General features: G+C 34.7%; 14 protein-coding genes. 4 read left to right on the top strand and 10 right to left on the bottom strand.

Translation table 11 applies throughout. The annotated features are described in order from the left end of the window. Nucleotide 1: 1 nt before the first annotated feature. The 9 genes from ACNFIH_RS10745 to ACNFIH_RS10705 all read right to left on the bottom strand — a co-directional run bounded on the left by ACNFIH_RS10745 (nt 2) and on the right by ACNFIH_RS10705 (nt 14038). A complete protein-coding gene (locus ACNFIH_RS10745; RefSeq protein ID WP_426486609.1) occupies nt 2-1210 on the bottom strand; it encodes an NAD(P)/FAD-dependent oxidoreductase in 1209 nt (402 codons plus the stop codon). Continuing rightward, on the bottom strand, nt 1207-1884 hold the full coding sequence (locus tag ACNFIH_RS10740; protein WP_426486608.1) for a glycerophosphodiester phosphodiesterase: 678 nt from the start codon (nt 1882-1884) through the stop codon (nt 1207-1209). The genes ACNFIH_RS10745 and ACNFIH_RS10740 overlap by 4 nt, the downstream gene beginning before the upstream one ends. Nucleotides 1885-2114: 230 nt before the next feature. Then, nucleotides 2115-3776, bottom strand: coding sequence for an alpha-amylase family glycosyl hydrolase (locus tag ACNFIH_RS10735; RefSeq protein WP_426486607.1), 1662 nt, complete (start codon nt 3774-3776; stop codon nt 2115-2117). Nucleotides 3777-4053: 277 nt separating this feature from the next. Further along, entirely contained in the window at nt 4054-5916 is a 1863-nt protein-coding gene (locus tag ACNFIH_RS10730) for a glycoside hydrolase family 13 protein (RefSeq protein ID WP_426486606.1), read from the bottom strand. 168 nt (nt 5917-6084) lie between these two features. Next, complete coding sequence (locus tag ACNFIH_RS10725; RefSeq protein ID WP_426486605.1) at nt 6085-8199, bottom strand: glycoside hydrolase family 97 protein; 2115 nt, start codon at nt 8197-8199, stop codon at nt 6085-6087. A gap of 20 nt (nt 8200-8219) precedes the next feature. Continuing rightward, nucleotides 8220-10523: a glycoside hydrolase family 65 protein gene (locus ACNFIH_RS10720; protein WP_426486604.1), complete on the bottom strand. Its 2304-nt coding sequence runs from the start codon at nt 10521-10523 to the stop codon at nt 8220-8222. Nucleotides 10524-10664: 141 nt separating this feature from the next. Then, a complete protein-coding gene (gene pgmB, locus ACNFIH_RS10715; RefSeq protein WP_426486603.1) occupies nt 10665-11321 on the bottom strand; it encodes a beta-phosphoglucomutase in 657 nt (218 codons plus the stop codon). After that, a complete protein-coding gene (locus ACNFIH_RS10710) occupies nt 11314-12831 on the bottom strand; it encodes an MFS transporter (protein WP_426486602.1) in 1518 nt (505 codons plus the stop codon). Before ACNFIH_RS10710 ends, pgmB begins: the two co-directional genes overlap by 8 nt. Before the next feature lie 175 nt (nt 12832-13006). Next, on the bottom strand, nt 13007-14038 hold the full coding sequence (locus ACNFIH_RS10705) for a LacI family DNA-binding transcriptional regulator (RefSeq protein WP_035645827.1): 1032 nt from the start codon (nt 14036-14038) through the stop codon (nt 13007-13009). Nucleotides 14039-14273: 235 nt separating this feature from the next. Here ACNFIH_RS10705 and ACNFIH_RS10700 point away from each other — a divergent pair, with 235 nt between their 5' ends. From ACNFIH_RS10700 to ACNFIH_RS10685, 4 genes are read left to right on the top strand one after another with little or no spacing between them, the layout of a single operon-like run. Next, nucleotides 14274-17213 (top strand): SusC/RagA family TonB-linked outer membrane protein, encoded by a 2940-nt coding sequence (locus tag ACNFIH_RS10700; protein WP_426486601.1) that lies wholly within the window; start codon nt 14274-14276, stop codon nt 17211-17213. A gap of 17 nt (nt 17214-17230) precedes the next feature. Beyond that, the gene (locus ACNFIH_RS10695) at nt 17231-18826 is read left to right on the top strand and encodes a RagB/SusD family nutrient uptake outer membrane protein (RefSeq protein ID WP_426486600.1); all 1596 of its coding nucleotides are present in this window, start codon (nt 17231-17233) and stop codon (nt 18824-18826) included. A 33-nt stretch (nt 18827-18859) separates the two neighbouring features. Beyond that, on the top strand, nt 18860-19960 hold the full coding sequence (locus ACNFIH_RS10690) for a SusE domain-containing protein (protein ID WP_426486599.1): 1101 nt from the start codon (nt 18860-18862) through the stop codon (nt 19958-19960). Between the two features lie 60 nt (nt 19961-20020). After that, nucleotides 20021-22894, top strand: coding sequence for an alpha-amylase family glycosyl hydrolase (locus ACNFIH_RS10685; RefSeq protein WP_426486598.1), 2874 nt, complete (start codon nt 20021-20023; stop codon nt 22892-22894). Between the two features lie 143 nt (nt 22895-23037). On the opposite strand, the gene ACNFIH_RS10680 is transcribed toward ACNFIH_RS10685, so the two are convergent. Then, nucleotides 23038-23262, bottom strand: a complete 225-nt coding sequence (locus ACNFIH_RS10680) for a DUF6814 family protein (RefSeq protein WP_142450197.1) — start codon at nt 23260-23262, stop codon at nt 23038-23040. Nucleotides 23263-23275 lie beyond the last annotated feature (13 nt).

Raw genomic sequence — 23275 nt, 5'->3', positions numbered from 1 at the left:
ATTAAATATTTTGAGCCAAAATAAACCCGCTTGTCCAGGCATTCTGAAAATTAAATCCTCCTGTTATAGCGTCTATGTTGACAATTTCGCCAGCAAAATAAAGGTTTTCGTGAATTTTGCTTTCCATTGTTTTGAAGTTGATTTCTTTTAAATCGATTCCGCCTGCGGTTACAAATTCTTCTTTAAAAGTGCTTTTTCCGTTTACTTGGAATTTTGCCTTTGTAAGCTGAGAAGCCAAATTCTGCAATTGAATCTTAGATAAATCAGCCCATTTAGTTTCAACTTCAATTTCAGAAGCTAAAACCAAACTTTCCCATAAACGATTCGGAAAGTCGAAAGGAGATTTTTTAGAAACTGCTTTTTTAGCATGTTCTTGTTTTAAGTCTTTTAGGATCTTCTCGGCATCTTCGGTATCAACATCATTTAACCAATTAACGAAAATCGTAAACTGATAATTTTTATCGAATAAAGTTCGTGCGCCCCAAGCTGAAAGTTTTAAAATCGCAGGTCCACTCATTCCCCAATGCGTGATTAATAAAGGGCCAGTCGATTCGAGTTTTGTATCTTTTACGTTTACGGTAACTTGTGCCGCGACGCCTGGTAATTCTTTAATTCTGGAATCTTTGATATTAAAAGTAAATAGGGAAGGAACAGGGCTTACAATTGCATGTCCGTGTTGTTGAAGCATTTCCCAGATTTTAGGATTGCTTCCGGTTGCTAGAACTAATTTTTCTGAGGCAAAATTGTCGCTTTGTGTATCAATTTTCCAATGATTTTCTTTTTTAAAAATGGATTGCACACTTTGTCCAGTCAATACTTTTATGCCTAGTTTTTCAGTTGCTTTTAAGAAGCAATCAATTATAGTTTGAGAAGAATTAGAAACAGGAAACATTCTGCCGTCTTCTTCAATTTTTAATTCTACACCGTGTTTTTCGAACCATTCGATTGTATCTCCAGAACAAAATTGATGAAATGGTCCACGAAGTTCTTTTTCGCCTCTCGGATAAAATTTAACCAATTCGTTGGGTTCAAAACAAGCGTGCGTAACGTTGCATCGCCCGCCTCCGGAAACGCGAACTTTAGAAAGGACTTCTTTACCTCTTTCTAAAATGGCAATTTTTAGTTTCGGATTTTTCTCTGCAATATTAATCGCCGTAAAAAAACCTGCAGCGCCTCCGCCAACGATGATGATGTCGAAATTTTTGATCATATTTTATCTGGAAAATCAGAGATTATTCCGTTTACGTTATAACTTTTTATTTTTTGAATGTCTTCCTCAATATTCACTGTCCAAGGCAAAACGAGAAAACCTTTTTGCTGCATTTCCTGTACATTTTCTCGATTCAATAAATGATAATAAGGATGAATCGCTTTAGCTTTTATAGTTTCGGCGAAAGCCAAAGCTAAATTTAGATCGGTTTCTGTTAAAACACCAATTGGGATTTTCGAATCTAAATTATGAACTTCCAAAAGCGCATTCCAATCAAAACTAGAAACAATGAAATGTTCGTAATTCCAGCCTTTTTCAGAAACATATTCATCTATTAAAGAAACTACTTTTGTTAAAGCAGCGGCACTTTTTAATTCGATATTGATGAAACATTTTTTGTTGACTACATCGAAAACTTCTTTTAAAGTAGGAATTTGATGTTTCTCAGCAATTGAAAAAGATTTTAGTTCTTGCAAAGAAAATGAATTTACAGCGCCTTTGCCATTGGTCATTTTATCAATAGTTTCGTCGTGAATTACGATAACATTTCCGTCAGCGCTTAAATGTACATCGAGTTCAATTCCATCTGAATTTAGATCTAATGCTTTTTGGAAAGCTTGTAAAGTATTTTCAGGTTCGTAGGCTTTGGCGCCTCGATGTGCAATCTTGAGCATTTTGCGGTGTTTTTTTCTAACCGCAAAGGTCGCAAAGTTTTACGCAATCCCGATAGCTATCGGGAGCAAATATTATAAAAAAAAGTTAGCCACAGATTATTAGGATTAAAAGAATTTTAAAAATCTGGAGTAAATTATATGTCTCTCGCAGATTTAGGAGATGGAGCAGATAATTAAAAAAGAAATCTGCCGAATCTGCAAAATCTGCGAGAGAAAAAAAAATTGTTAGTTTAAATCTTTTCTAATAAAACAATATCAAAATCGTTATCGATAATCACTTTTCCATCAATTACTTCAACTTCTTGATTTGAATAAGTATCTTTTAATTTGGTTCCGTTTGGAAAGATATCGCCAACAGGAAGCTCTTTTCTGCCTTTTGGTAGATCAACTCCCATAATTACTTTATCTGTAAAAGCGCCTTTGGTAAACGTTCTAGAAAAAGTATAAGGATTGGCGTTAATCAAAGTATGAATTCCTGCGCCAACGGCTGGATGATTACGTCTAAATTGTCCTAATTTTTGCCAGTGTAAAAGTACTTTTTGCGTTTCAAGATTATTCTGAATAGCATCCCAATTCATGTTAGAACGTAAGGTTGCATCGCCTTGAGTGCCTTCAACTACTAAAGAACGATTTGACTCGTCGCCATAATAAACTTGAGACATTCCTGGAGAAAGCAACAATTTAGTTCCTGCTTCGATACCTTTTGTTCTGTTCGCATCAAAAGGCTGACCGTCGTCATGCGAAGACATATAATTTAAAACTGAATATCCTTTCAAGTCATTATTTAAATGATTCGAATATTTAGAAAATAAACCTTCGTAATCGTTTTGAGCAGCGTTCCATTTAAATTCAAAATTGATCATGCTGTTGAAACCATTCTGAAAATAATTTACTTTTCGATCTCCAAAATCATAATCCTGCCCACCGCTGATTCCGTAACCGTAAACCTCGGCAATTGTATAAAATGGGTTTTGATCTAAAACTTGCATTGGATGATGTTTTTTCCAAGTCTCAAAAGCGTATTCACATTCTTTTTTAAAATCTGCCCAAACGTTTTCGTCGGTATGTTTTACGGTGTCTCCGCGGTAGCCATCAACGCCAAATTCTACAATATAATCGGTAAGCCATTTTATGATGTAATATTTTGGTGTTCTTGGATAATTTGTTCTTTTGAAAAATTCGTCGAGCGAAGCAATTTCTTTTTCATAACGACCTTCTTTTTTCCACTTTTCGATTAAAAAAGAGGGGAGTGCAACTTCCTGAGTACTTTCAGTTCTAACATCTGGAAGATTGTCAACCAAAGTACACATTGTGGTATTTTCGAATGATTTATAATCGCAGACAACGCCGGTTCTTACCCAATCTGAAGGCCAAACGGGATCTTCAGGAGTTACTGGTCCAGTATGATTAATTACACCATCCAAAATTATTCGGATGCCTTTTTCGTGTGCTTTTTTAACCAGTTTTGCCAAGTCTTCTTTAGTTCCGAAATTAGGATCTAAAGCCGTCCAGTCTTTTGCCCAATAACCGTGAAAACCATAACTCAATCCAGTTCCTTCGTCAACGCCATCGTGAATTTGTTCGACAATCGGCGTAAGCCAAATGGCATTTATTCCTAGTTTTTCAAAATAGCCTGATTCGATTTTTTTAGTGATTCCGATAATGTCACCGCCTTCAAATCCGCGTAATTTTCCGGGAGTTTTGGTTCGGTTGAAATTGACATCGTTTGAAGTGTCTCCGTTATAAAAACGATCTGTAAGTAAAAAATAAACATTTGCTCCTTCCCAAACGAAAGGTGTTTTCGAAGTGTTATTCATTGTAACTGATTTTGAGCCAGAACAACTCATTGTTAAGTATACTAAAGATAAAAAAAGGAAAGTGTATTTTTTCATTATTTAGGAATTTTTTAGACATGAATAATGTTGAAAAAAAATAGCCACAGATTAAAAGATTAAAATGATTTTTTGAATCTGGGATAATCTGTTAATCTGTGGCAATAAAATTTTAAACACATAGAATCATAGCTTTTCTTTGTCTTAAAAAGGTTAAAATAAATGACACGTCATTTACACATAGCTTTGTGTTTGCAAAGTCTATGTTTATTTAAAGAAGTGAAACGCCTTTTATTGAGCCAGAAAATCTATGTTTCTATGTGTTTAAATAAAATATTTATTCTAATTCTAAAACCAAAGCTGATTTTGGTTCCAATGTAATTTCAGAAGCTAAATCGAATGTTTTTCCTGTAATAACATCTTTTCCTGATTTAAAGTTTTTGATGTTTTCTTTAAAACGATTTGTTTTCACAACTTGCTCTTTTGCATTGTTATTGAAAACCACCATTACCGTTTTAGCATCTGTATATCTGAAATAAACATAAGTGTTATTTTCTGGAATATAATGTGTCATTTTCCCGAAATGAACCGCCTCATTCGTTTTTCTCCAATTGAATAATTTTGAAGTAAAATCAAAATATTGCGCTTGTTGAGTCGTTCTTCCTGCTGCTGTGAAAGCATTGTTTTTGTCGCCAGCCCATCCGCCAGGAAAATCTTGACGAATATCAGCGTCGCCTTTGCTTTTGTCACCGCCCATTCCAATTTCTGAACCATAATACACTTGCGGAATTCCGCGAATGGTTGCTAATAAAGTCATTGCCAGTTTGTATTTTGGCAAATCATATTTAAACTTTTCGTTCATACGATCAGTGTCATGATTTTCAGCAAAAACTAAAATGTTATTGGTGTTTGGATATAAAAAATCCATTGCAAAATTGTTGTAGAATTTAATCAATCCGCTGTCCCAATTTGGTTGATCTTCGTTGAAAGCAGAAGTAACTTGACTTTGAAGCGTAAAATCCATTACACTTGGTAAATTCGAATTATAGTTTTCAATAGCACCAATTTTACTGTCTTTTTGCCAAAAAGCTAAATTTGCCTGATTGTGCATCCAGATTTCTCCAACGATATTAAAATTCGGATATTCATCTGTAATTGATTTTGCCCAATTGGCCATAGCAGTTTTATCCGAATAATTATAAGTGTCAACTCTAAAACCGTCAAGATTGGCAAATTCTATCCACCAAATAGCATTTTGCGTTAAGTATTTTGCAACCAAAGGATTTCTTAAATTCAAATCAGGCATAGAAGGTACAAACCAGCCGTCAACACAAACTTCCTGATCTGTTTTAGAAGCGTGAATATCTGTAATTACTTCGCGACGGTGATGTGTTTGAGTGAAAGTTTCGAATTGATTGAACCAAGTTTTAGTTGGAATATCTTTCATCATCCAATGTGTAATTCCCCAGTGATTGGTTACATAATCCATAATCAGTTTCATGTTCTTTTTGTGCATTTCTGCAGATAAACGAACGTAATCTTCGTTGGTTCCGTAACGTGAATCTATTTTGTAAACATCAGATTGTCCGTAACCGTGATAAGAGTGTTGTTTGTCATTGTCTTCGCATAAAGGTGTACTCCAGATTGTGGTTGCACCAAGAGACGAAATATAATCTAAGTTTTTGATGATTCCTTCGATATCGCCACCGTGGCGTCCTCCTGGTTCTGCGCGGTTTCCTTTTTCAGTTAAAACAGCATCGCTGTCATTTTTTGGATTTCCGTTTGCAAAACGATCCGGCATGATTAAGTAAATCAAATCAGAGGCATCGTAGCTTTTTCGGTCTGCGGAATTTGCTCTTCTTTCTTTAAGCGAATATTTCTGCGTGAAAGCTACTTTATTATTGTTTTTGAAAGAGAAAACCAATTCAGATGCTTTGATATTTTGCGTATCAATTGTTACGAAAAGGTAGTTTGGATTTTCTGTTTTTTCTACATTTTTAATCACAACATTATTTGAAACCGAAGCTTCATATTGTGCAATATTTTTTCCGTAGAACATAATTTGCAATTCAGGATTTTTCATTCCTGCATACCAAAATGGCGGTTCTACTTTTTGGATTTGCGCTTTCGCGGAAGCGGAAAACAGCAAAACCATTAAAACTATTTTATATAATGTGTGGTTGATTTTTAGGTTATTCATAGTTTTTTCTTTTTAGTTCGATTTCCTGCAAGGTTTTTCAAACCTTGTAGATATGAATTGAGTAAAGTTTTAGAAGACCTGCAAGGTTTGAAAAACTTTGCAGGACAACTAAATCAGATTAAAAAAAAGACAAGTAATATTGGGGAAAATTACTTGTCTTTAAAAAAATTATTTCGTTTCAATTATGCTGATTGCATAACCTCCGCCAGGAGCAGATAATTGAGATAATTTTGATTTGTTTGTAACAGCAATTTTCTTGATTGTATAAGCTTGCGGATTAGTTTTGTAATGCGCATCTTTTGCATCAGCATAAATTGTTGCTGTATATTTTTTGCCTTTTTCAAGGAAACTGAAATCGATGTTTGATGTACGAGAAGTTTCACCGTTTACGTTTCCAATAAACCAGTTGTTTGTTCCTTTTGCTTTACGAGCAACAGTGATGAAATCTCCTGGCTCAGCTTCAATATATTTACTTTCTGACCAATCTACAGCAACATCTTTAATGAATTGGAATGCATCTGGAAAACGGTTGTAATTATCCGGAGTATCAGCTGCCATTTGCAATGGGCTGTACATTGTAACGTATAATGCTAATTGGTTTGCAATTGTACTGTTTACATGCGATTTGTTATCAGGATTCATTTTGCTGATATCCATTTCGAAGATTCCAGGCGTGTAATCCATTGGACCTCCAATTAAACGTGTAAATGGTAAAACGGTAACGTGATTTGGTTTTGAACCTCCAAAAGCTTGGTATTCTGTCCCTCTTGCTGCTTCGTTTCCAATTAGGTTTGGATACGTTCTGCAAATTCCTGTTGGACGAACTGCTTCGTGAGCATTCACCATAATTTTATAATCAGCTGCTTTTTCAATTGCATATTGATAGTGATTTACAATCCATTGATCGTAGTGGTTTTCACCGCGAGGCAAAATATCTCCAACATATCCGCTTTTTACAGCATCATATCCGTTGTCTTTCATGAATTTGTAAGCTGCATCCATGTGACGCTCGTAGTTACGAACTGAACCTGAAGTTTCGTGGTGCATGATGATTTTAATTCCTTTCGATTTTGCATATTCGTGCAAACCTTTTACATCAAAATCAGGGTAAGGAGTTACAAAATCAAAAACATAATCTTTTGAATGTCCAAACCAGTCTTCCCAACCTTCGTTCCAACCTTCAACCAAAACAGCATCGAAACCATTGGCAGCAGCAAAATCAATGTATTTTTTTACGTTAGCATTGTTTGCACCGTGCGTTCCACTTGGTTTTGCTTTTGAGAAATCAGAAACTCCCAATTGAACTGTTGGGAAATCGTTTGTGTATGACCAAGAGCTTTTTCCTGTAATCATTTCCCACCAAACACCAACGTATTTTACGGGTTTAATCCAAGAAGTATCATCAATTTTTGATGGATCATTTAAGTTCAAAGTCATTTTTGAAGCTAAGATTTCTCTAGCGTCATCGCTTACCATAATTGTTCTCCAAGGAGAGTGGCTTGGCGCTTGCATATAACCTTTGTCACCTTTTGCATCTGGTGTTAACCAAGATTCGAAAACCAAGTTTTTATCATCTAAATTCAAGTGCATACAAGAATAGTTGATCAAAGCTGCTTCGTGCAAGTTGATGTAGATTCCGTCAGCAGTTTTTAACATCAAAGAAGTCTGAACTCCTGTTGGTGAAAAGTTTTTTTGCGAAACATTTGCAGTATATGCTTTTTGAGATAAACCTCTAATTTCAGATAATTTTGATTTTGTATAATCGTATTCCTGAGTGTCGTAATCTCCCGGAATCCAGAAAGCAGTATGATCTCCAGTCATTGCAAATTGAGATCTTTCTTCTTTGATTACAAAGTAAGTAAGATTTTTTTGAGCTGGGAATTCATATCTAAATCCAAGTCCGTCTTCGAACAAACGAAAACGGATAATGATTTGTCTATCCGTTCCTTTTTGATTTAAAGTTACAGCCAATTCATTATAATGATTTCTGATGTGATCTACTTCTCCCCAAACCGGTTTCCAAGTTTCATCAAAAGTCGAAGTTTTAGTATCAACAACCGTAAAGTCATTCAATAAAGATTTTTTGTCATCTTTAAGTTCAAGACCTAATTTACTGGTTTTTACAACTTCTTTATTCTTATATTTTAAATTGTAAGTTGGAGTTCCGTCGTTTTGAAGAGAAAATTCCATTACGAACTTGCCTTCGGGTGATTTTAATTGTTGTGCTTCTGCAATTGAGCTAAAAGCAAACAAGATTAAACTTGCGAAAAATAAGTTTTTCATGTTTTTAAGTTTTATGTAATTTAATTTATTTGTACAAATTTACTTGCAATTACAGGATTTCCGTTAACTACAATTGTTAAATCTTGATCACCGTCTACAGTAAAAGTTGTTTCATTATGATTCACAGCTACTTTCAAAATTTGGTTTCTGAAATTAATTTTAAAAGAATAGCCATTCCATTCTTTTGGGATTTTTGGAGAGAAATGAAGCTGGTCATTTTTAACACGCATTCCACCAAAACCTTCTACGATACTCATCCAAGTTCCGGCCATTGACGTGATGTGACAACCTTCTTCCACTTCTTTATTATAATCGTCCAAATCCAAACGAGAAGTTCTTAAATAGAAAGTATATGCCATGTCCATTTTATCTAAAGCCGCAGCCTGAATCGAGTGAACGCAAGGCGAAAGCGAACTTTCGTGAACCGTAAATGATTCATAAAATTCGAAATTGCGTTTTAATTCTTCTTTAGAAAAATGATCTTCGAAGAAATAAAAACCTTGTAAAACGTCAGCTTGTTTGATGTATGGCGAACGTAAAACGCGATCCCAAGACCATTTTTGGTTAATTGGACGCTGTGAACGATCTAAATCTTTTACGGGAACTAAATCTTTGTCTAAGAAGCCATCTTGCTGTAAATAGATTCCAAGTTCCTTTGAAATTGGGAAATACATATCATCAGCCACTTTTTTCCATTCCTGAATTTCATTCGCCGAAAGGCTAACTTTGTCTAAAATGCGTTTGTGATCTGCAGGATATTCTGAAGACACTTTTTCAATTTGTTCTGTCGCAAAATCAATACACCATTTTGCAATATAATTGGTGTAGAAATTATTGTTGATGTTGTTTTCGTATTCGTTTGGACCTGTAACACCAAGAATTACGTACTGATTTTTATCTTTAGAAAAAGAAGCTCTTTGGTGCCAGAAACGCGCAATTCCGATTAAAACTTCTAAACCTTTTTCTGGAATATAAGAGTAATCGCCCGTGTAACGGTAATAGTTGTAAATTGCAAAAGCAATCGCTCCATTTCTGTGGATTTCTTCATGTGTGATTTCCCATTCGTTGTGACATTCTTCACCATTCATGGTTACCATTGGATACAATGCTGCGCCGTTTTTGAAACCTAAATTGTCTTTAGCATTTTCAATCGCTTTGTCTAATTGGTTGTAACGGTACGTCAATAAGTTTCTCGCAACCTGCTGATCTTTTGTAGCCATGTAAAACGGAATACAATACGCCTCAGTGTCCCAATAAGTTGATCCGCCGTATTTTTCTCCGGTAAATCCTTTTGGACCGATATTTAAACGAGAATCTTTTCCTGAATACGTTTGGTTTAATTGGAAGATGTTGAAACGAATTCCCTGTTGGGCTTTTACATCGCCTTCAATAGTAATATCTGACATTTCCCAGATTTTTGCCCAAGCTTCAATTTGATTTTGAAGTAAAGCATCATATCCTAAAGCAACAGCAGATTTGATTACTTTTTCGGCTGCAGCCAAAGTATTTTCGTGGTTTAAAGAGACGGTATATCCACCAATTTTTTGAATTGATGAGGTTTGTCCTTTTGCAATAATAGTTCCGTACGTGTACTGAACTTTATCTGTTGTTGAGTCGATTGTGGAAGGTGAAACGTTGATGTTTTCTCCGTTTGCCAAAATCGTATTGTGCATGAAAGTCGTAACTTTAAAATGCGTTTTAAACGTTTGAGCCGTTACAAAAGCTTCGTTTGTGCCTTTTTTAACTTCAAGTGGTTCCCAGAATTTTTCTTCCCAGTTGGCATCTTCATTGGTTACACCAGCGTCAACATAAGGTTTGTAAACGATTTTTGCATCTTTATTTAAAGGTGTAATATCGTATTTAATGATTCCGGTTTCGTCTAAATCTAATGAAAGAAAACGACGAACGTTTACAGCGATTTCGGTTCCATTTTTTAGAATAGCTTCAAAAGAACGATTGTACCAACCTTCTTTCATATTTAATTCTCTACGGAAATTTCTAACTTCGGTACAAGTGTTTAAATCAAGATTTTCTTCGTTGATTTCAATGTCAATTCCAATCCAGTTTGGAGCGTTTAATACTTTGGCAAAATATTTCGGATAACCGTTTTTCCACCAGCCCACTTTTGTTTTGTCCGGATAGTAAATTCCAGCGATGTAACTTCCTTGGAAAGTTTCTGCTGAATAGGTTTCTTCAAAATTGGCGCGTTGTCCCATAGCGCCGTTCCCGATACTAAAAAGACTTTCAGAAGATTTTACTCGCTCCGCATCAAATCCTTCTTCAATAATAGACCAATTGTCTGGTTTTATATAATCTTGGTTCATCTTTTCTTTAAATTAGAAAATATGGCAATTTGATAATTAGATAATTGCCTTGGTTCTTATTAACTTTTTACATTCATTTGAGTAATTACAGCATTAGAATATTTGTCGGTGAGGTAATTTATCTCATGACACATTTTCTAATTATCTGATTAATTTCTCAATAAAGCCTGGTGTGATTTGGGTAAAATCTTTAAAAATGTGATCAGCTTCATGTAAAATTGTTTCCTCACCAATTCCAACACTTACCATTTCTGCAATATTTGCTGCCTGAATTCCGGCAACAGAATCCTCAAATACAATTGAATTTTTTGGATCAATGTTTAATAATTGAGCTGCTTTTAAGAAAACTTCAGGATCTGGTTTGGCATTGGTAACGTCATTTCCGTCAACAATAACATCGAAGTAAGGTAGGATCCCTGTTTTTTCTAAAATTGGTCTTGCATTTTTGCTGGCAGAGCCCAATGCAATTCCTTGATTTAAATCTTTTAATAGTTGTAGAATTTTAAAAACTCCTGGAAGAATCTCACTTTCATCCATGTCAACTAAATAAGATAAATAATCTTCATTTTTTTGAATTAGCCATTTGTCTTTGTCTTCCTGCGAAGCCTGAACATTTCCTAATCCAAGTATAATATCTAACGAACGAACGCGGCTTACGCCTTTTAAAAGTTCATTATCTTCATGTGTAAAATTTATATTTAATGACTGGGCAATTTTTTGCCAAGCTAAAAAGTGGTATTTAGCGGTATCAACGATCACTCCATCAAGATCGAAGATGAATGCTTTTTTATTATTCATGGATTTCAATTTTAGTTTTACTATTTACTCTGAGAGTCAATAATCCTGCGAAAATCATTGATATACCTCCAATTATTAGAGCATAAATAGGTTCATTATTAAAGAATTGTTTAATTACAAATCCTAATATCGTCGCGGCTACAATTTGTGGAATAACTACAAAAAAGTTAAAAACACCCATATAATAGCCCATTTTAGCTGCAGGTAAAGCTCCAGATAACATGGCATAAGGCATTGATAAAATGCTTGCCCAAGCGATACCAACTCCCAACATTGGAAGGATAAGCAACTGTTTATCACCAATAAAATAAATTGAAATTAAACCAACACCTCCTGCACATAATGCTAATAAGTGTGTTGCTCTAACGCCTACTTTTTTTGCAATAACTGGTAATAAGAAAGCTACAGCTGCAGCGACACCGTTATAAACTGTGAATAAAACAGAAACCCAGTCGGCAGCATCATTGTAGGTTTTTGAAGTTGTGTCTGTAGTGCCAAAAATATGCTGTGTAACGGCTTGAGTTGTGTAAATCCACATTGAGAAAAGCGCAAACCAAGAGAAAAATTGAACCCAGGCTAATTTTTGCATTGTTTTTGGCATATTCAATAAATCGGTCATGATAATGGTAAAACCATTTTGAACTTTTTTAGTTCGTAATTGAGATGCAATTACAAATAAAACGCCCATGAAAATTAGACCAATAAATAGAATGTAAAGTTCTTTTGCGAGACTGTTTTCGAAAATTAAAAATGAAATCAATCCACCGATAGCAGCAAACAATACTCCTAAAAGCAATTGTTTTTTTGTAGAAGCGCCAGATTCTGTTTCTGAATTAGATTCTTTTTCTAAATCTTTTTTGCTGTTAGCTTCAAAAGCATGAAGTTCTTCTGGAGTATATTCGGTTGTTTTAAAAACAGTCCATAGTACGGAAAGCAGAAAAACGATTCCGCCAATGTAGAACGACCATTTTACGGCATCCGGAATAATTCCTTTTGGAGCAACATTGCTAACATCGAAAACATTAGTGAAGAGATAAGGCAAAACAGAACCTACAACGGCGCCGGTACCAATGAAAAAACTCTGCATTACAAAACCTAAAGCACGCTGATGGTCGGGTAAATTATCGCCGACAAAAGCACGGAAAGGTTCCATTGAAACGTTTATCGAGGCATCCATTATCCATAAAGTTCCCGCAGCAATCCATAAAGTTGGAGAGTTGGGCATAATGAATAATGCAATTGAAGACAAAATAGCTCCAATTAAAAAATAGGGGCGACGTCTGCCTAAACGAGTCCAGGTTCTGTCACTGAAATAACCAATAACGGGCTGAATAATTAAACCTGAAACAGGCGCAGCAATCCACAAAATTGGGATTTCATCTATTTTAGCACCAAGGGTTTCAAAAATTCTTGAAGTATTTGCGTTTTGCAGTGCAAAACCAAATTGTATTCCTAAGAAACCGAAACTCATGTTCCAAATTTCCCAGAAACTTAATTTACGCTTTTCCATTATCGTAATTTGAAAAAATTATACGATAAGCGCTTTGCTTATCAAAACTTTGTTTCTTTCGAAGTAAAACTAAAAGCCTTGACGGGCGTAAAAGTATAAATTATTTTTTTATTTAAGCTAATAAAAAAGCCATAAATATTTTTTATGGCTTTAGAATGTGTTGATTTTAAGAAAATTAGTCAGTAGATTCTCTTTTTATAAGATGAGTTTCGATGACTTCTGTAGTATAATTTTCGTTTTCTTCTTCGTCATCGTCATGTTCGGCTTCAAGCCTTTCGATAAGCATTTTGGCTGCTTTATTTCCCATTTTTTCCCCGCTCTGACTTACGGTTGTAATGCTTGGAGTGGAGTATTTTGAAATAATTCCGTCAGTAAAAGCAATTACAGCCAAATCTTCAGGAACTTTAAGTCCCATTTTTGATGCGGTTTTGATAATTGTTACCGCAAAAAGCTCATTTACTGCGAAAACAGCATCGAAAGCTCTGGCGTGTAAAAGTTCAGAAATAGTTATTTCGCAAGTGTCTACGTCTTCAATTTTAATGATTAAATCTTCATTGAATGGAATTCCGTTGTCTAAAAGTGCTTTTTCGTAACCGTCTGTTCTTAGTTTTCCAACGCTTACATAATCAACGGTTGTTACTAATGCAATTTTTTTTCTTCCGTTATCTATTAAACTTTGAACAGCTTCATAAGCGGCAGCTTTATCATCAATAATCACTTTATCGCATAAAATATCGTTGGTAACGCGATCGAACATTACAACAGGCATTCCCTGATTTATAACTTCTGTAATATGGTGAAAGTCGCCTTTAAATTGTGTTTCTTTAGAAAGTGACATGATAAAACCATCGATACTTCCGTTGGCTAACATCTCCATATTCAAAACCTCTTTGTCAAAAGAATCGTCTGATAAACAGATTACTACACTGTATCCATGTTCATTGGCAACTTGCTCCACACCATTGATTACAGTAGAGAAAAAATGGTGTACAATTTCTGGGATAATAATCCCAATACTTTTGGTTTTTCGGTTTTTTAAACTAAGGGCAATATTGTTGGGTTTATAGTTGTAAAACTTAGCAAAAGCCTGAACTTTTAGACGCGTTTCTTCACCTATTTCGAGACTGTTTCTAAGTGATTTTGAGACAGTTGAAATAGATACGTCAAGTTCCTTTGCTATCTGTTTTAGGGTTATTTTGCGTTTCATAGTGTTTTTTGGAAAAAATCTAATTGATAATAAAGTTGGTTAATATTTTTGGTATTGGCAATTTTTGACTTAAAAGATTACAAAAAATAGAAAGTTTTCAACACTACCACGTTTTCGTAAACCAATAAAAATTGCCACCGGTTGTTCGTGTTAATAAATTCATAATTTTGAAATTCGAAGTAAAATTAAAAACTTAACTAACAATCACAAACTCAAACTAATTTAAACAAAAAGTATGAAAACAATTTACAAAAAGTTGTTATTTTTATTCCTACTGCTGCCGTTTACTGTGTTAGCTCAAAGCACATTAAATGGAACTGTTGTCGATAAGGCAACAGGACAGCCGATTCCGGGAGTAAATGTAAATGTACAAGGCTCTAAAGCAGGTACTTCTACAGATTTTGACGGAAAATTTCAATTGCCAAATTTAAAGAATGGTGATAAAATTGTTGTGTCATTTATTGGATATGTAAGCAATACTGTTACTTTTTCTGGACAAAAAACTGTAAGCATTTCTCTTGAAGAAGATACAAACCAGCTTAAAGAGGTTGTTGTACAAGTAGGTTACGGTACCGTTAAGAAAAAAGATGCAACAGGAGCTGTAACCGTTTTAGGTGCAAAAGATTTTAATAAAGGGCCGGTAACCTCTGCAGATCAAATGATTCAAGGTAGAGTGGCTGGTTTGCAGATTATTAATGGAGGTGGTTCTCCAGGAGCTGATCCGATTGTAAGAATCCGTAGCGGATCTTCTCTTAGTGCAAACAATGATCCATTATATGTAATTGATGGTATTCCTGTTGCAAATGGAGGAGTAGAAGGAGGAAGAAATCCTTTATCTACAATCAACCAAAATGATATCGAATCGATGACTGTTTTAAAAGATGCTTCTGCAACAGCTATTTATGGGTCTAGAGCTTCTAATGGTGTAATCATTATTACAACTAAAAAAGGAAAAGCTGGAGATATTAAAGTTAGCTACAACGGAAATTTCCAAGTTTCAGAAGTAACTCAGAAAGTTGATGCTCTGTCAAGCGGACAATTTAGAGATTTTGTAAATGCTAATGGAACAGCATCTCAAATAGCTGCAATGGGACAAGCTAATACTAACTGGCAAGATGAAATTTATAGAACTGCTATGGGTACAGATCAAAATATCTCTGCAAGCGGTGGGTCTGATAATATTGCTTATAGAGCATCTGTAGGATATACAAACTTAAATGGTATTTTATTACGAGATAATTTTGAAAGAACAACATTAGGAGTTTCGCTAACTGGAGATTTTTTTGACAAACACTTAAAAGTTCAAGTAAATAATAATACATCTGTTATTAACAGTAACTACAGTAATACTGGAGCAGTTGGAGCAGCTGTAGGTTTTGACCCAACTCAATCTGTAAAAAATGCAGATGGTACTTATTTCCAATGGATGACAAATGCTAATGAGTTTAATCAATTAGCAGGGAAAAATCCTGTTGCAATGATTGAGCAGCAAAATAATTTAGGTACCTTTAATAGAAGTATTGGAAATGTCCAATTGGATTATAAAATGCACTTTTTGCCAGAATTAAAAGCTACAGTGAATTTAGGTTACGATCAAATGAGTGGTAGAGGTTATGGCGGAATCAATGGAGAATATTTATATGGTTTAAAAGGATCTGGACATAATGACTATGAAAATATAGAAAAAAGGAATAACAAATTAATGGATTTGTATCTTAATTACAATAAATTTTTCGAAGGTATTAAAACACAGGTTGATGTAACGGGTGGTTATACGTACCAAGATTTTAGAGAAGAGAAAAACAAATCAAATTATCTTTATGATACTAATACTACTGTCGTAGAATTGTTTACTCCAACACATATTAATTTACAATCTTTCTTTGGTAGAGCTAATATTACTGTTGCCGATAAGTATTTGTTAACTGCTTCTATCAGAAGAGATGGTACTTCTAGATTTACAGAGAATTACAGATGGTCTAATTTCCCTGCTGTATCTGTAGCATGGAAATTAAATGAAGAAAGCTTTTTAAAAGATGTCACTAGTATAAACTCTTTAAAGTTAAGAGGAGGATGGGGTATTACAGGGCAACAAAATATAGGAAAAGCTTATCCATCGATACCTTTATATTTAGCTTCAAATAGTGCAGCTCAGTATCAAATCGGAAATACTTTTTATACTACGTATAGACCACAACCTTATAATAGCAACCTGAAATGGGAAGAGACAACTACAATAAATGTTGGATTGGATTTTGCTCTTTTTAATAACAGAGTTACAGGTACTGCAGATGTTTACCAAAGAACAACTGATGACTTACTATTACTTACTCAAAATCCTGCTTTTTTCGGATTTTCTAATTATGATTATTATAATGTTGGTAGTCTTAAAAACAGAGGTATTGAGTTATCTGGAGAAGTAATTCCAGTTCAAAATAATAATTTAGAATGGAGAATTGGCGGAAATATTACATTCCAGAATTCAAAAATTACAAAATTAACAACAACTCAGGATAATACTCCTGGATTAGAAGCGGGAGATAATATATCTGGAGGAACAGGAAATAAAATTCAAAATAATCAGGTTGGTTATGCGCCTAATTCATTCTTCGTATTTGAGCAGGCTTATGATGCTGCAGGAAAACCAATTGATGGCGTTTTTATTGATCGCAATAAAGACGGAGTTGTAAATGAGCAAGATATGTATCGTTTTCACAAACCAGCGGCTGATGTTTTTTACGGGTTTTATACAAGCTTGACATACAAAAACTGGGATTTTTCTATGAACTGGAGAGGTTCTTGGGGTAACTATATGTACAATAACGTAGATTCTGGTAATGGTACATACAATAACATCTTAATCAGACAAAATGATTTGTCAAATGGTGTTGAAAATCTTTTGGAAACAGGATTCAAACAAGGAAGTAATTTCCAATTAAAATCTGATTACTATGTGCAGGATGCCTCTTTTGTGAAATTGGATAATGTAACAGTTGGATATACCTTTAAAGAAAAAATCAAAGGAATTTCAATGTTAAAAATAACTGGGTCGGCACAAAATGTTTTGACAATCACTAAATATGAGGGTTTAAATCCTGAGATTTCTAATGGTATTGATAATAATCTTTATCCACGACCAATTACTTTCATGTTAGGACTAAACGCTAACTTCTAATTCAAATAACAAGAATAATGAAAAAGATACAAATAAAATTATTAGGTATTTCTTTGTTTATGATGACGATGCTAGTTTCATCATGTACAGACGATTTAAACCAGTCACCGGACAATGGGGATTCTGTTAGTGCTGATGAGCTATTTAAAGATCCAGCATCATACAAGCAAAATTTATCAAAATTATACGCAGGATTTGCTACAACTGGTCAGCAAGGACCTGCAGGAAGCCCTGATATTTCTGGAATTGATGAGGGTACAAGTCAATATATCAGAGGATTTTGGATGATGCAGGAATTAACAACTGACGAAGCTGTTATTGCTTGGAATGACGGAACAATCAAAGATTTCCATTCACAAACGTGGTCATCTGCAGATTCATTTATTGCAGCAACTTTTGCACGTTTTTCTTTCCAGATTGTAAACTGTAATGAGTTTTTAAGACAAACAACAGATGCAAAATTAGCTTCAAGAGGAATAACAGATGCAGCATTATTGAATGATATTAAAGCATATCGTGCAGAAGCTCGTTTTTTAAGAGCAATGACATACTGGCATTTAGTAGATACTTTTGGAGCAGGATCAATCGTAACAGAAGATTCTCCAACAACATTCTACTACCCAGAATATGCTTCAAGAGCTGAGATATATAAATTTATTGATGAAGAGCTTACTGCAATTGAGCCGTTGTTGAAAACGCCAAAAACAAATGAGGCGTATCGTATTGATCAGGCTGCAGCTTGGATGTTGCATGCTAAATTATATATGAACGCAAAAGTTTATATTGGTACAGATCATTATGCTGAAGCACTTCCTTTAATTGATAAAGTAATCAATTCAGGTTATACGCTTCATAATAACTACAATCAGTTATTCTTAGCTGATAATGATAAAAATGGTGCGCAGAAAGAATTTATTTTTGCAATTGGTTTTGATGGAATTCACACTCAAACTTATGGAGGTACAACATTCTTAGTTCACGCTCCAGTTGGTGGAAGTATGGTGGCATCTGAATATGGTATCAACGGAGGTTGGGGAGGTATTAGAACAACTTCGGCTTTTGTTGACAAGTTTCCAGCTGTTACTACAGATACTCGTTCTCAGTTCTATACAAACGGACAAACTAAAGAAATTGCAAACATTGGAAACTTTACTGATGGATATGCGATTATGAAATTTAAAAATGTTGATGTTAATGGTGTTCAAGGATCAGATAAAGCAGGGAACTTTGCAGATACTGATTTTCCAATCTTCAGACTTGCAGATGCTTACTTAATGTATGCTGAGTGTGTTGTTAGAGGTGCAGGCGGAAGCTTGGCTACTGCAACGACTTATGTAAATGCTTTAAGAACAAGAGCAAAAGCAAATATTATTACTCAAACTGATCTTAATTTGAACTTTATCTTAGATGAAAGAGGAAGAGAGCTTTACTGGGAAGGACACAGAAGAACAGATTTGATCCGTTTTGGAAAATTCAGTGGCGGTTCATACCTATGGCCTTGGAAAGGAAATGTGGCTGGAGGTACTTCAACACAATCTTACAGAGATTTATTCCCAATTCCTGCGGGAGCTTTAGGGGCAAATCAAAATTTAAAACAAAATCCTGGATACTAAACTAACTGACTAACGAATTAAAAAATACCACAAATGAAAAATATAACTAAATCATTAATCGCTTTATTAGCACTAGTTGCAATATCATGCAGCGTTGAAGATGTACAAGATAGACCTGTGATCGAAGGAGTTGATTCTCCAGTTTTAACTGCTCCTCAAAGTGGTGCAGCATATGTATTGAAACCTGAAGCAGCCGATGCTCAAGCGGAGCGTTTCACATGGAATTCAGCAAATTACGGTGGAGATGTTGAAATTACTTACACAGTTGAAATGGATAAAAAAGGAAACAGTTTCAAAACTCCTAAAGAATTAGGAACTGTAAAATCTCAAAATCAAGTTTCAGTTTCAGTTGGCAAATTAAACAGCGGAGCTTTAGCATTAAGCGCAACACCATTTGTTGCGGGTGATTTTGAAGTGAGAGTAAAATCGACTGTGAGTACAAATGTTATGTATTCAAATGTTGTTGGAATCGTGGTAACTCCTTACACTACTGAGACTCCAAAATTATGGGTTCCTGGTGGATACCAAAGCACAAGTGGTTATGGTTCAGATTGGACACATTCTTCTGCTCCAACATTAATTGCTGAAGGTTATGGAAAAACTGCTTTTGAAGGTTATGTATATTTTGCAACTGCACAAGATCCAACACAAGATGGAAAAGGATACAAATTGTCTACTGAAGCAGGTTGGGGAGGTACAAACTATGGAGCTGGCGCTACAGCTGGTACATTAAGTTCAGCAGGAGATGCTAAAAATCTTGGAATCACTACTCCAGGATATTATAGAATTAAGGCAGATACTGATCCTGCAAAATTATCAATCGCTACATTAAAAACAACTTGGGGAATTATTGGTAATGCAACTCCAGGAGGATGGGATGCTGATACTCCTATGACGTATGATCCTGCTACTAAAAAATGGACTGTTACTGTAACTTTAACTGCTCAGTCAGCTCCGGATAACGGATTGAAATTTAGAGCAAACGGTAACTGGGATCTTAACTTTGGAGATACAGGAGCTAATGGTACTCTTGAAGAAGGAGGAACAAATATTGGTACTACTGCTGGAAAATTCTTAATTACTTTAGACTTAAGTAATCCAAGAAATTACACTTATACTATGGTAAAACAATAATAAGTTGAAACCTAAAAAGAGGCTATCTACGGATAGCCTTTTTTAATAACCATATTAATTATGAAAAAAACTTTACTATTATTTTTCTTTTTGTTGTCGGCAATTTCATTTGGACAACAGCAAACTGCAACTTATTCGGTAAGTCCATCTACTTTTGAGGAAAGTACTTCTATCACAATTACAATAAACGGAAGTAGTATAAACGAGAGTACATGGGGTGTTACTGGAAATGCATTATATATGTGGGCTTGGGCATTTGATACGAATGACACAACTCAAAAAGGAACACCAAACAATGGTACGTGGGAAGCTTCAAGTGAGGAGAGTAAATTTACTTACAATGCAGGAACCGATACTTATACTAAAACCATTACTCCAACAACTTATTACAATACAACAGGAATTGGAAAAATTGGTTTTTTAATTAAGGCTAAAAACGGAACTGGAGACAAAAAATCGCAAGATATTTTAGTCGAAGTTGGTTCTTTTCAGGTAACCTTGACTTCTCCAGCAGAAAACAGCACTACAATATTAGCCTCAGGTTCTAATTTTAATGTTGCTGCAACAAATACAAATGGAGTGGCTAGTTATACACTAAAAGCAAACGGAACTACTGTTAATACAAATGCAAGTACAGCAAGTTATTCCTATACGGCAAATAATGTTACAGACAATCAAAGTTATGAGTTAGTAGTGGTTCAGGGAACTGTTACAATCTCTAAAAAGTTTTCGGTTGTTGTAAATCCAAATACAGTTTCAGAAGCAATGCCTGCAGGTTTGGCTGACGGAATAAATTATAATACTGCAGATGCTACAAAAGCAACTTTAGTTTTAGATGCGCCTTTAAAAGATTTTGTTTACGTTGCCGGAAGTTTCAATAACTGGCAGCCAACAACGGCTTATTCAATGAAAAAAGATCCTTCTTCAGGAAAATTTTGGCTAGAATTAACAGGATTGGTTTCGGGAGCAAATAATACGTATCAATATTGGGTGGGAGAGAGTACTCCATTAGCAAATTCTCCTGCATTGGTAAAAGTAGCAGATCCTTATTCAACTTTGGTTTTATCTCCTTATGATGATAGTGGAATTCCAGTAGCTTCTTATCCAAATTTGCCAGCTTATCCTGCTGGACAAAATTTTGAAGTTACAGTTTTAAAAACAGGACAAACGCCATACAATTGGCAAGTGACAAACTTTACGAAACCTGAAAAAGATAAGTTAGTTGTTTATGAGGTTTTGGTTAGAGATTTCGATGCTAAGAAAAATTATCAAACCTTAATTGACAGAATCGATTATTTTAAAACGCTTAAAATAAATGCTATCGAATTAATGCCGGTAATGGAGTTTGAAGGTAATGAAAGTTGGGGTTATAATACTTCATTTCATATGGCTTTAGATAAATTTTATGGTACATCAGATAAATTAAAAGAATTTATTGATTTGTGCCATCAAAACGGAATTGCAGTGATTTTGGATGTGGCTTTAAATCACGCTTTTGGAAGAAACCCAATGGTAAGAATGTGGATGAACGATCCTGACGGAGACGGTTTTGGATCACCAACTTCAGAAAACCCGTATTTTAATACCGTAGCAAAACATACATATAGTGTTGGTGAAGATTTTAATCATCAATCTCTAAAAACACAGTATTATGTAGAAAGAGTGGTGAAACAATGGATTCAAGAATATAAAATTGATGGTTTCCGCTGGGATTTGACAAAAGGATTTACACAGGCTTGTACAGCATCAGATGAATCTTGTACAAATGCTTATCAGCAGGACAGAGTTGATATTTTGAAAAAATATGCTGATTATTCATGGAGCCTTGATCCAACACATTACACAATTTTTGAACATTTAGGTTCTGATTCTGAAGAACAACAATGGGCAAATTACCGTGTTGGCGAAACACCTAGTAAAGGAGTTATGATGTGGGGAAAAATGACAGATCAATATAACCAATTGTCAATGGGATATTCATCAAGCAGCAATATTTCAAGAATGATGAGCTCTAGCCGTGGTTTTACTGCAAATCGTTTAATGGGTTATGCTGAAAGTCACGATGAAGAACGCTTGATGTATAAAAATGTACAATATGGAAATACATCTGGAACTTATAATGTAAAATCTTTAAATACAGCTTTATCTAGAATGTCTGCTATTGGTGCAGTTTCGCTTTTGATTCCTGGTCCAAAAATGATTTGGCATTTTGGCGAACTTGGCTGGGATGATTCCATTTACACTTGTAATGACGGAACTGTAAATGATAATTCTGCAACGATTTCCGGAGATTGTAAATTAGATACTAAACCACAGCCTCAATGGGCAGAAAACTGGTTAGGCGATACAAACCGTAATAAAATTTACTATGACTGGGCGAAAATGATCAACATGAAAGTGACTGAGCCCGTATTTTTGGGAACAGCGACAATGGCAAATGCAAATACGCTGACAGTAAATATTAAAATTACAAACAGCAATTTGGCTGCAACACAATTAAAAGATGTTTTGATTTTAGCCAATTTTGATGTGTCTGCGCAAAATGTTGCTACTGGTTTTCAATATACAGGAACATGGTATAATTTGATGGATAACTCTTCAATAAATGTATCTGATGTTAATGCAACAATAAATTTAGCTCCGGGAGAATATAGAATTTATGGAAATAAAACAGCCAATTTAGCGATTCCGGATTTCGGAAAAACAAGTGCTGTAAATTTATATCCAAATCCGGTTTCAAATTATTTTACAATAAATGTAGCGGTATCTAAAGTTCAGGTGTATTCAATCTCAGGACAATTGGTAAAAAGTTTTACTTCAAATGGAAATGTAGATTTTCAATATAATGTAAGCGATTTGAAAACAGGATTATATGTAGTAAAAATACATGATGAGAACGATAAAATTCAGGTCATGAAATTTATAAAGAAATAAATACGTCATTTTAAAATTTAGCCGAAAAGTAAATATTTGCTTTTAGGTTTAAAATTTTAATAGGTATTTAAATTTTGGTTTTTTAGTAGTTAAAAGGGCTGTCTATTTTTAGACAGCCCTTTTCTTGTTTAAGTTTGTTTTGGTTATTTTTTCTCGTTGTATTCTCCAATCAAAGAAAAATAGCCAAAAGTCCCTAGGCCTAAAACGATTAATGGGGTGAGAATGAAAAGGATTATAATTCCAAAAACCAAATCGTCCTGTTGATCAGATAAGAATTTAGGCAAGCCAAATTCAAAGATGCAGAAATAAGCGGCAGCGATGGAAAGTATAATCCATAAAACACCTAAAATTTTCTTAACTGTATTCATATTATATGTAGGT

Source organism: Flavobacterium sp. 2 (genome assembly GCF_049949195.1).
GTDB lineage: Bacteria > Bacteroidota > Bacteroidia > Flavobacteriales > Flavobacteriaceae > Flavobacterium.
Note: the sequence above shows the minus strand (reverse complement) of the source record. Positions and strands in the feature narration are given on the sequence as shown.

Bases quoted from the DNA above. Each gene is read 5' to 3' on its own strand.
- ACNFIH_RS10745 (WP_426486609.1), bottom strand. From the start codon at position 1,210: ATGATCAAAAATTTCGACATCATCATCGTTGGCGGAGGCGCTGCAGGT.
- ACNFIH_RS10740 (WP_426486608.1), bottom strand. From the start codon at position 1,884: ATGCTCAAGATTGCACATCGAGGCGCCAAAGCCTACGAACCTGAAAAT.
- ACNFIH_RS10735 (WP_426486607.1), bottom strand. From the start codon at position 3,776: ATGAAAAAATACACTTTCCTTTTTTTATCTTTAGTATACTTAACAATG.
- ACNFIH_RS10730 (WP_426486606.1), bottom strand. From the start codon at position 5,916: ATGAATAACCTAAAAATCAACCACACATTATATAAAATAGTTTTAATG.
- ACNFIH_RS10725 (WP_426486605.1), bottom strand. From the start codon at position 8,199: ATGAAAAACTTATTTTTCGCAAGTTTAATCTTGTTTGCTTTTAGCTCA.
- ACNFIH_RS10720 (WP_426486604.1), bottom strand. From the start codon at position 10,523: ATGAACCAAGATTATATAAAACCAGACAATTGGTCTATTATTGAAGAA.
- pgmB (WP_426486603.1), bottom strand. From the start codon at position 11,321: ATGAATAATAAAAAAGCATTCATCTTCGATCTTGATGGAGTGATCGTT.
- ACNFIH_RS10710 (WP_426486602.1), bottom strand. From the start codon at position 12,831: ATGGAAAAGCGTAAATTAAGTTTCTGGGAAATTTGGAACATGAGTTTC.
- ACNFIH_RS10705 (WP_035645827.1), bottom strand. From the start codon at position 14,038: ATGAAACGCAAAATAACCCTAAAACAGATAGCAAAGGAACTTGACGTA.
- ACNFIH_RS10700 (WP_426486601.1), top strand. From the start codon at position 14,274: ATGAAAACAATTTACAAAAAGTTGTTATTTTTATTCCTACTGCTGCCG.
- ACNFIH_RS10695 (WP_426486600.1), top strand. From the start codon at position 17,231: ATGAAAAAGATACAAATAAAATTATTAGGTATTTCTTTGTTTATGATG.
- ACNFIH_RS10690 (WP_426486599.1), top strand. From the start codon at position 18,860: ATGAAAAATATAACTAAATCATTAATCGCTTTATTAGCACTAGTTGCA.
- ACNFIH_RS10685 (WP_426486598.1), top strand. From the start codon at position 20,021: ATGAAAAAAACTTTACTATTATTTTTCTTTTTGTTGTCGGCAATTTCA.
- ACNFIH_RS10680 (WP_142450197.1), bottom strand. From the start codon at position 23,262: ATGAATACAGTTAAGAAAATTTTAGGTGTTTTATGGATTATACTTTCC.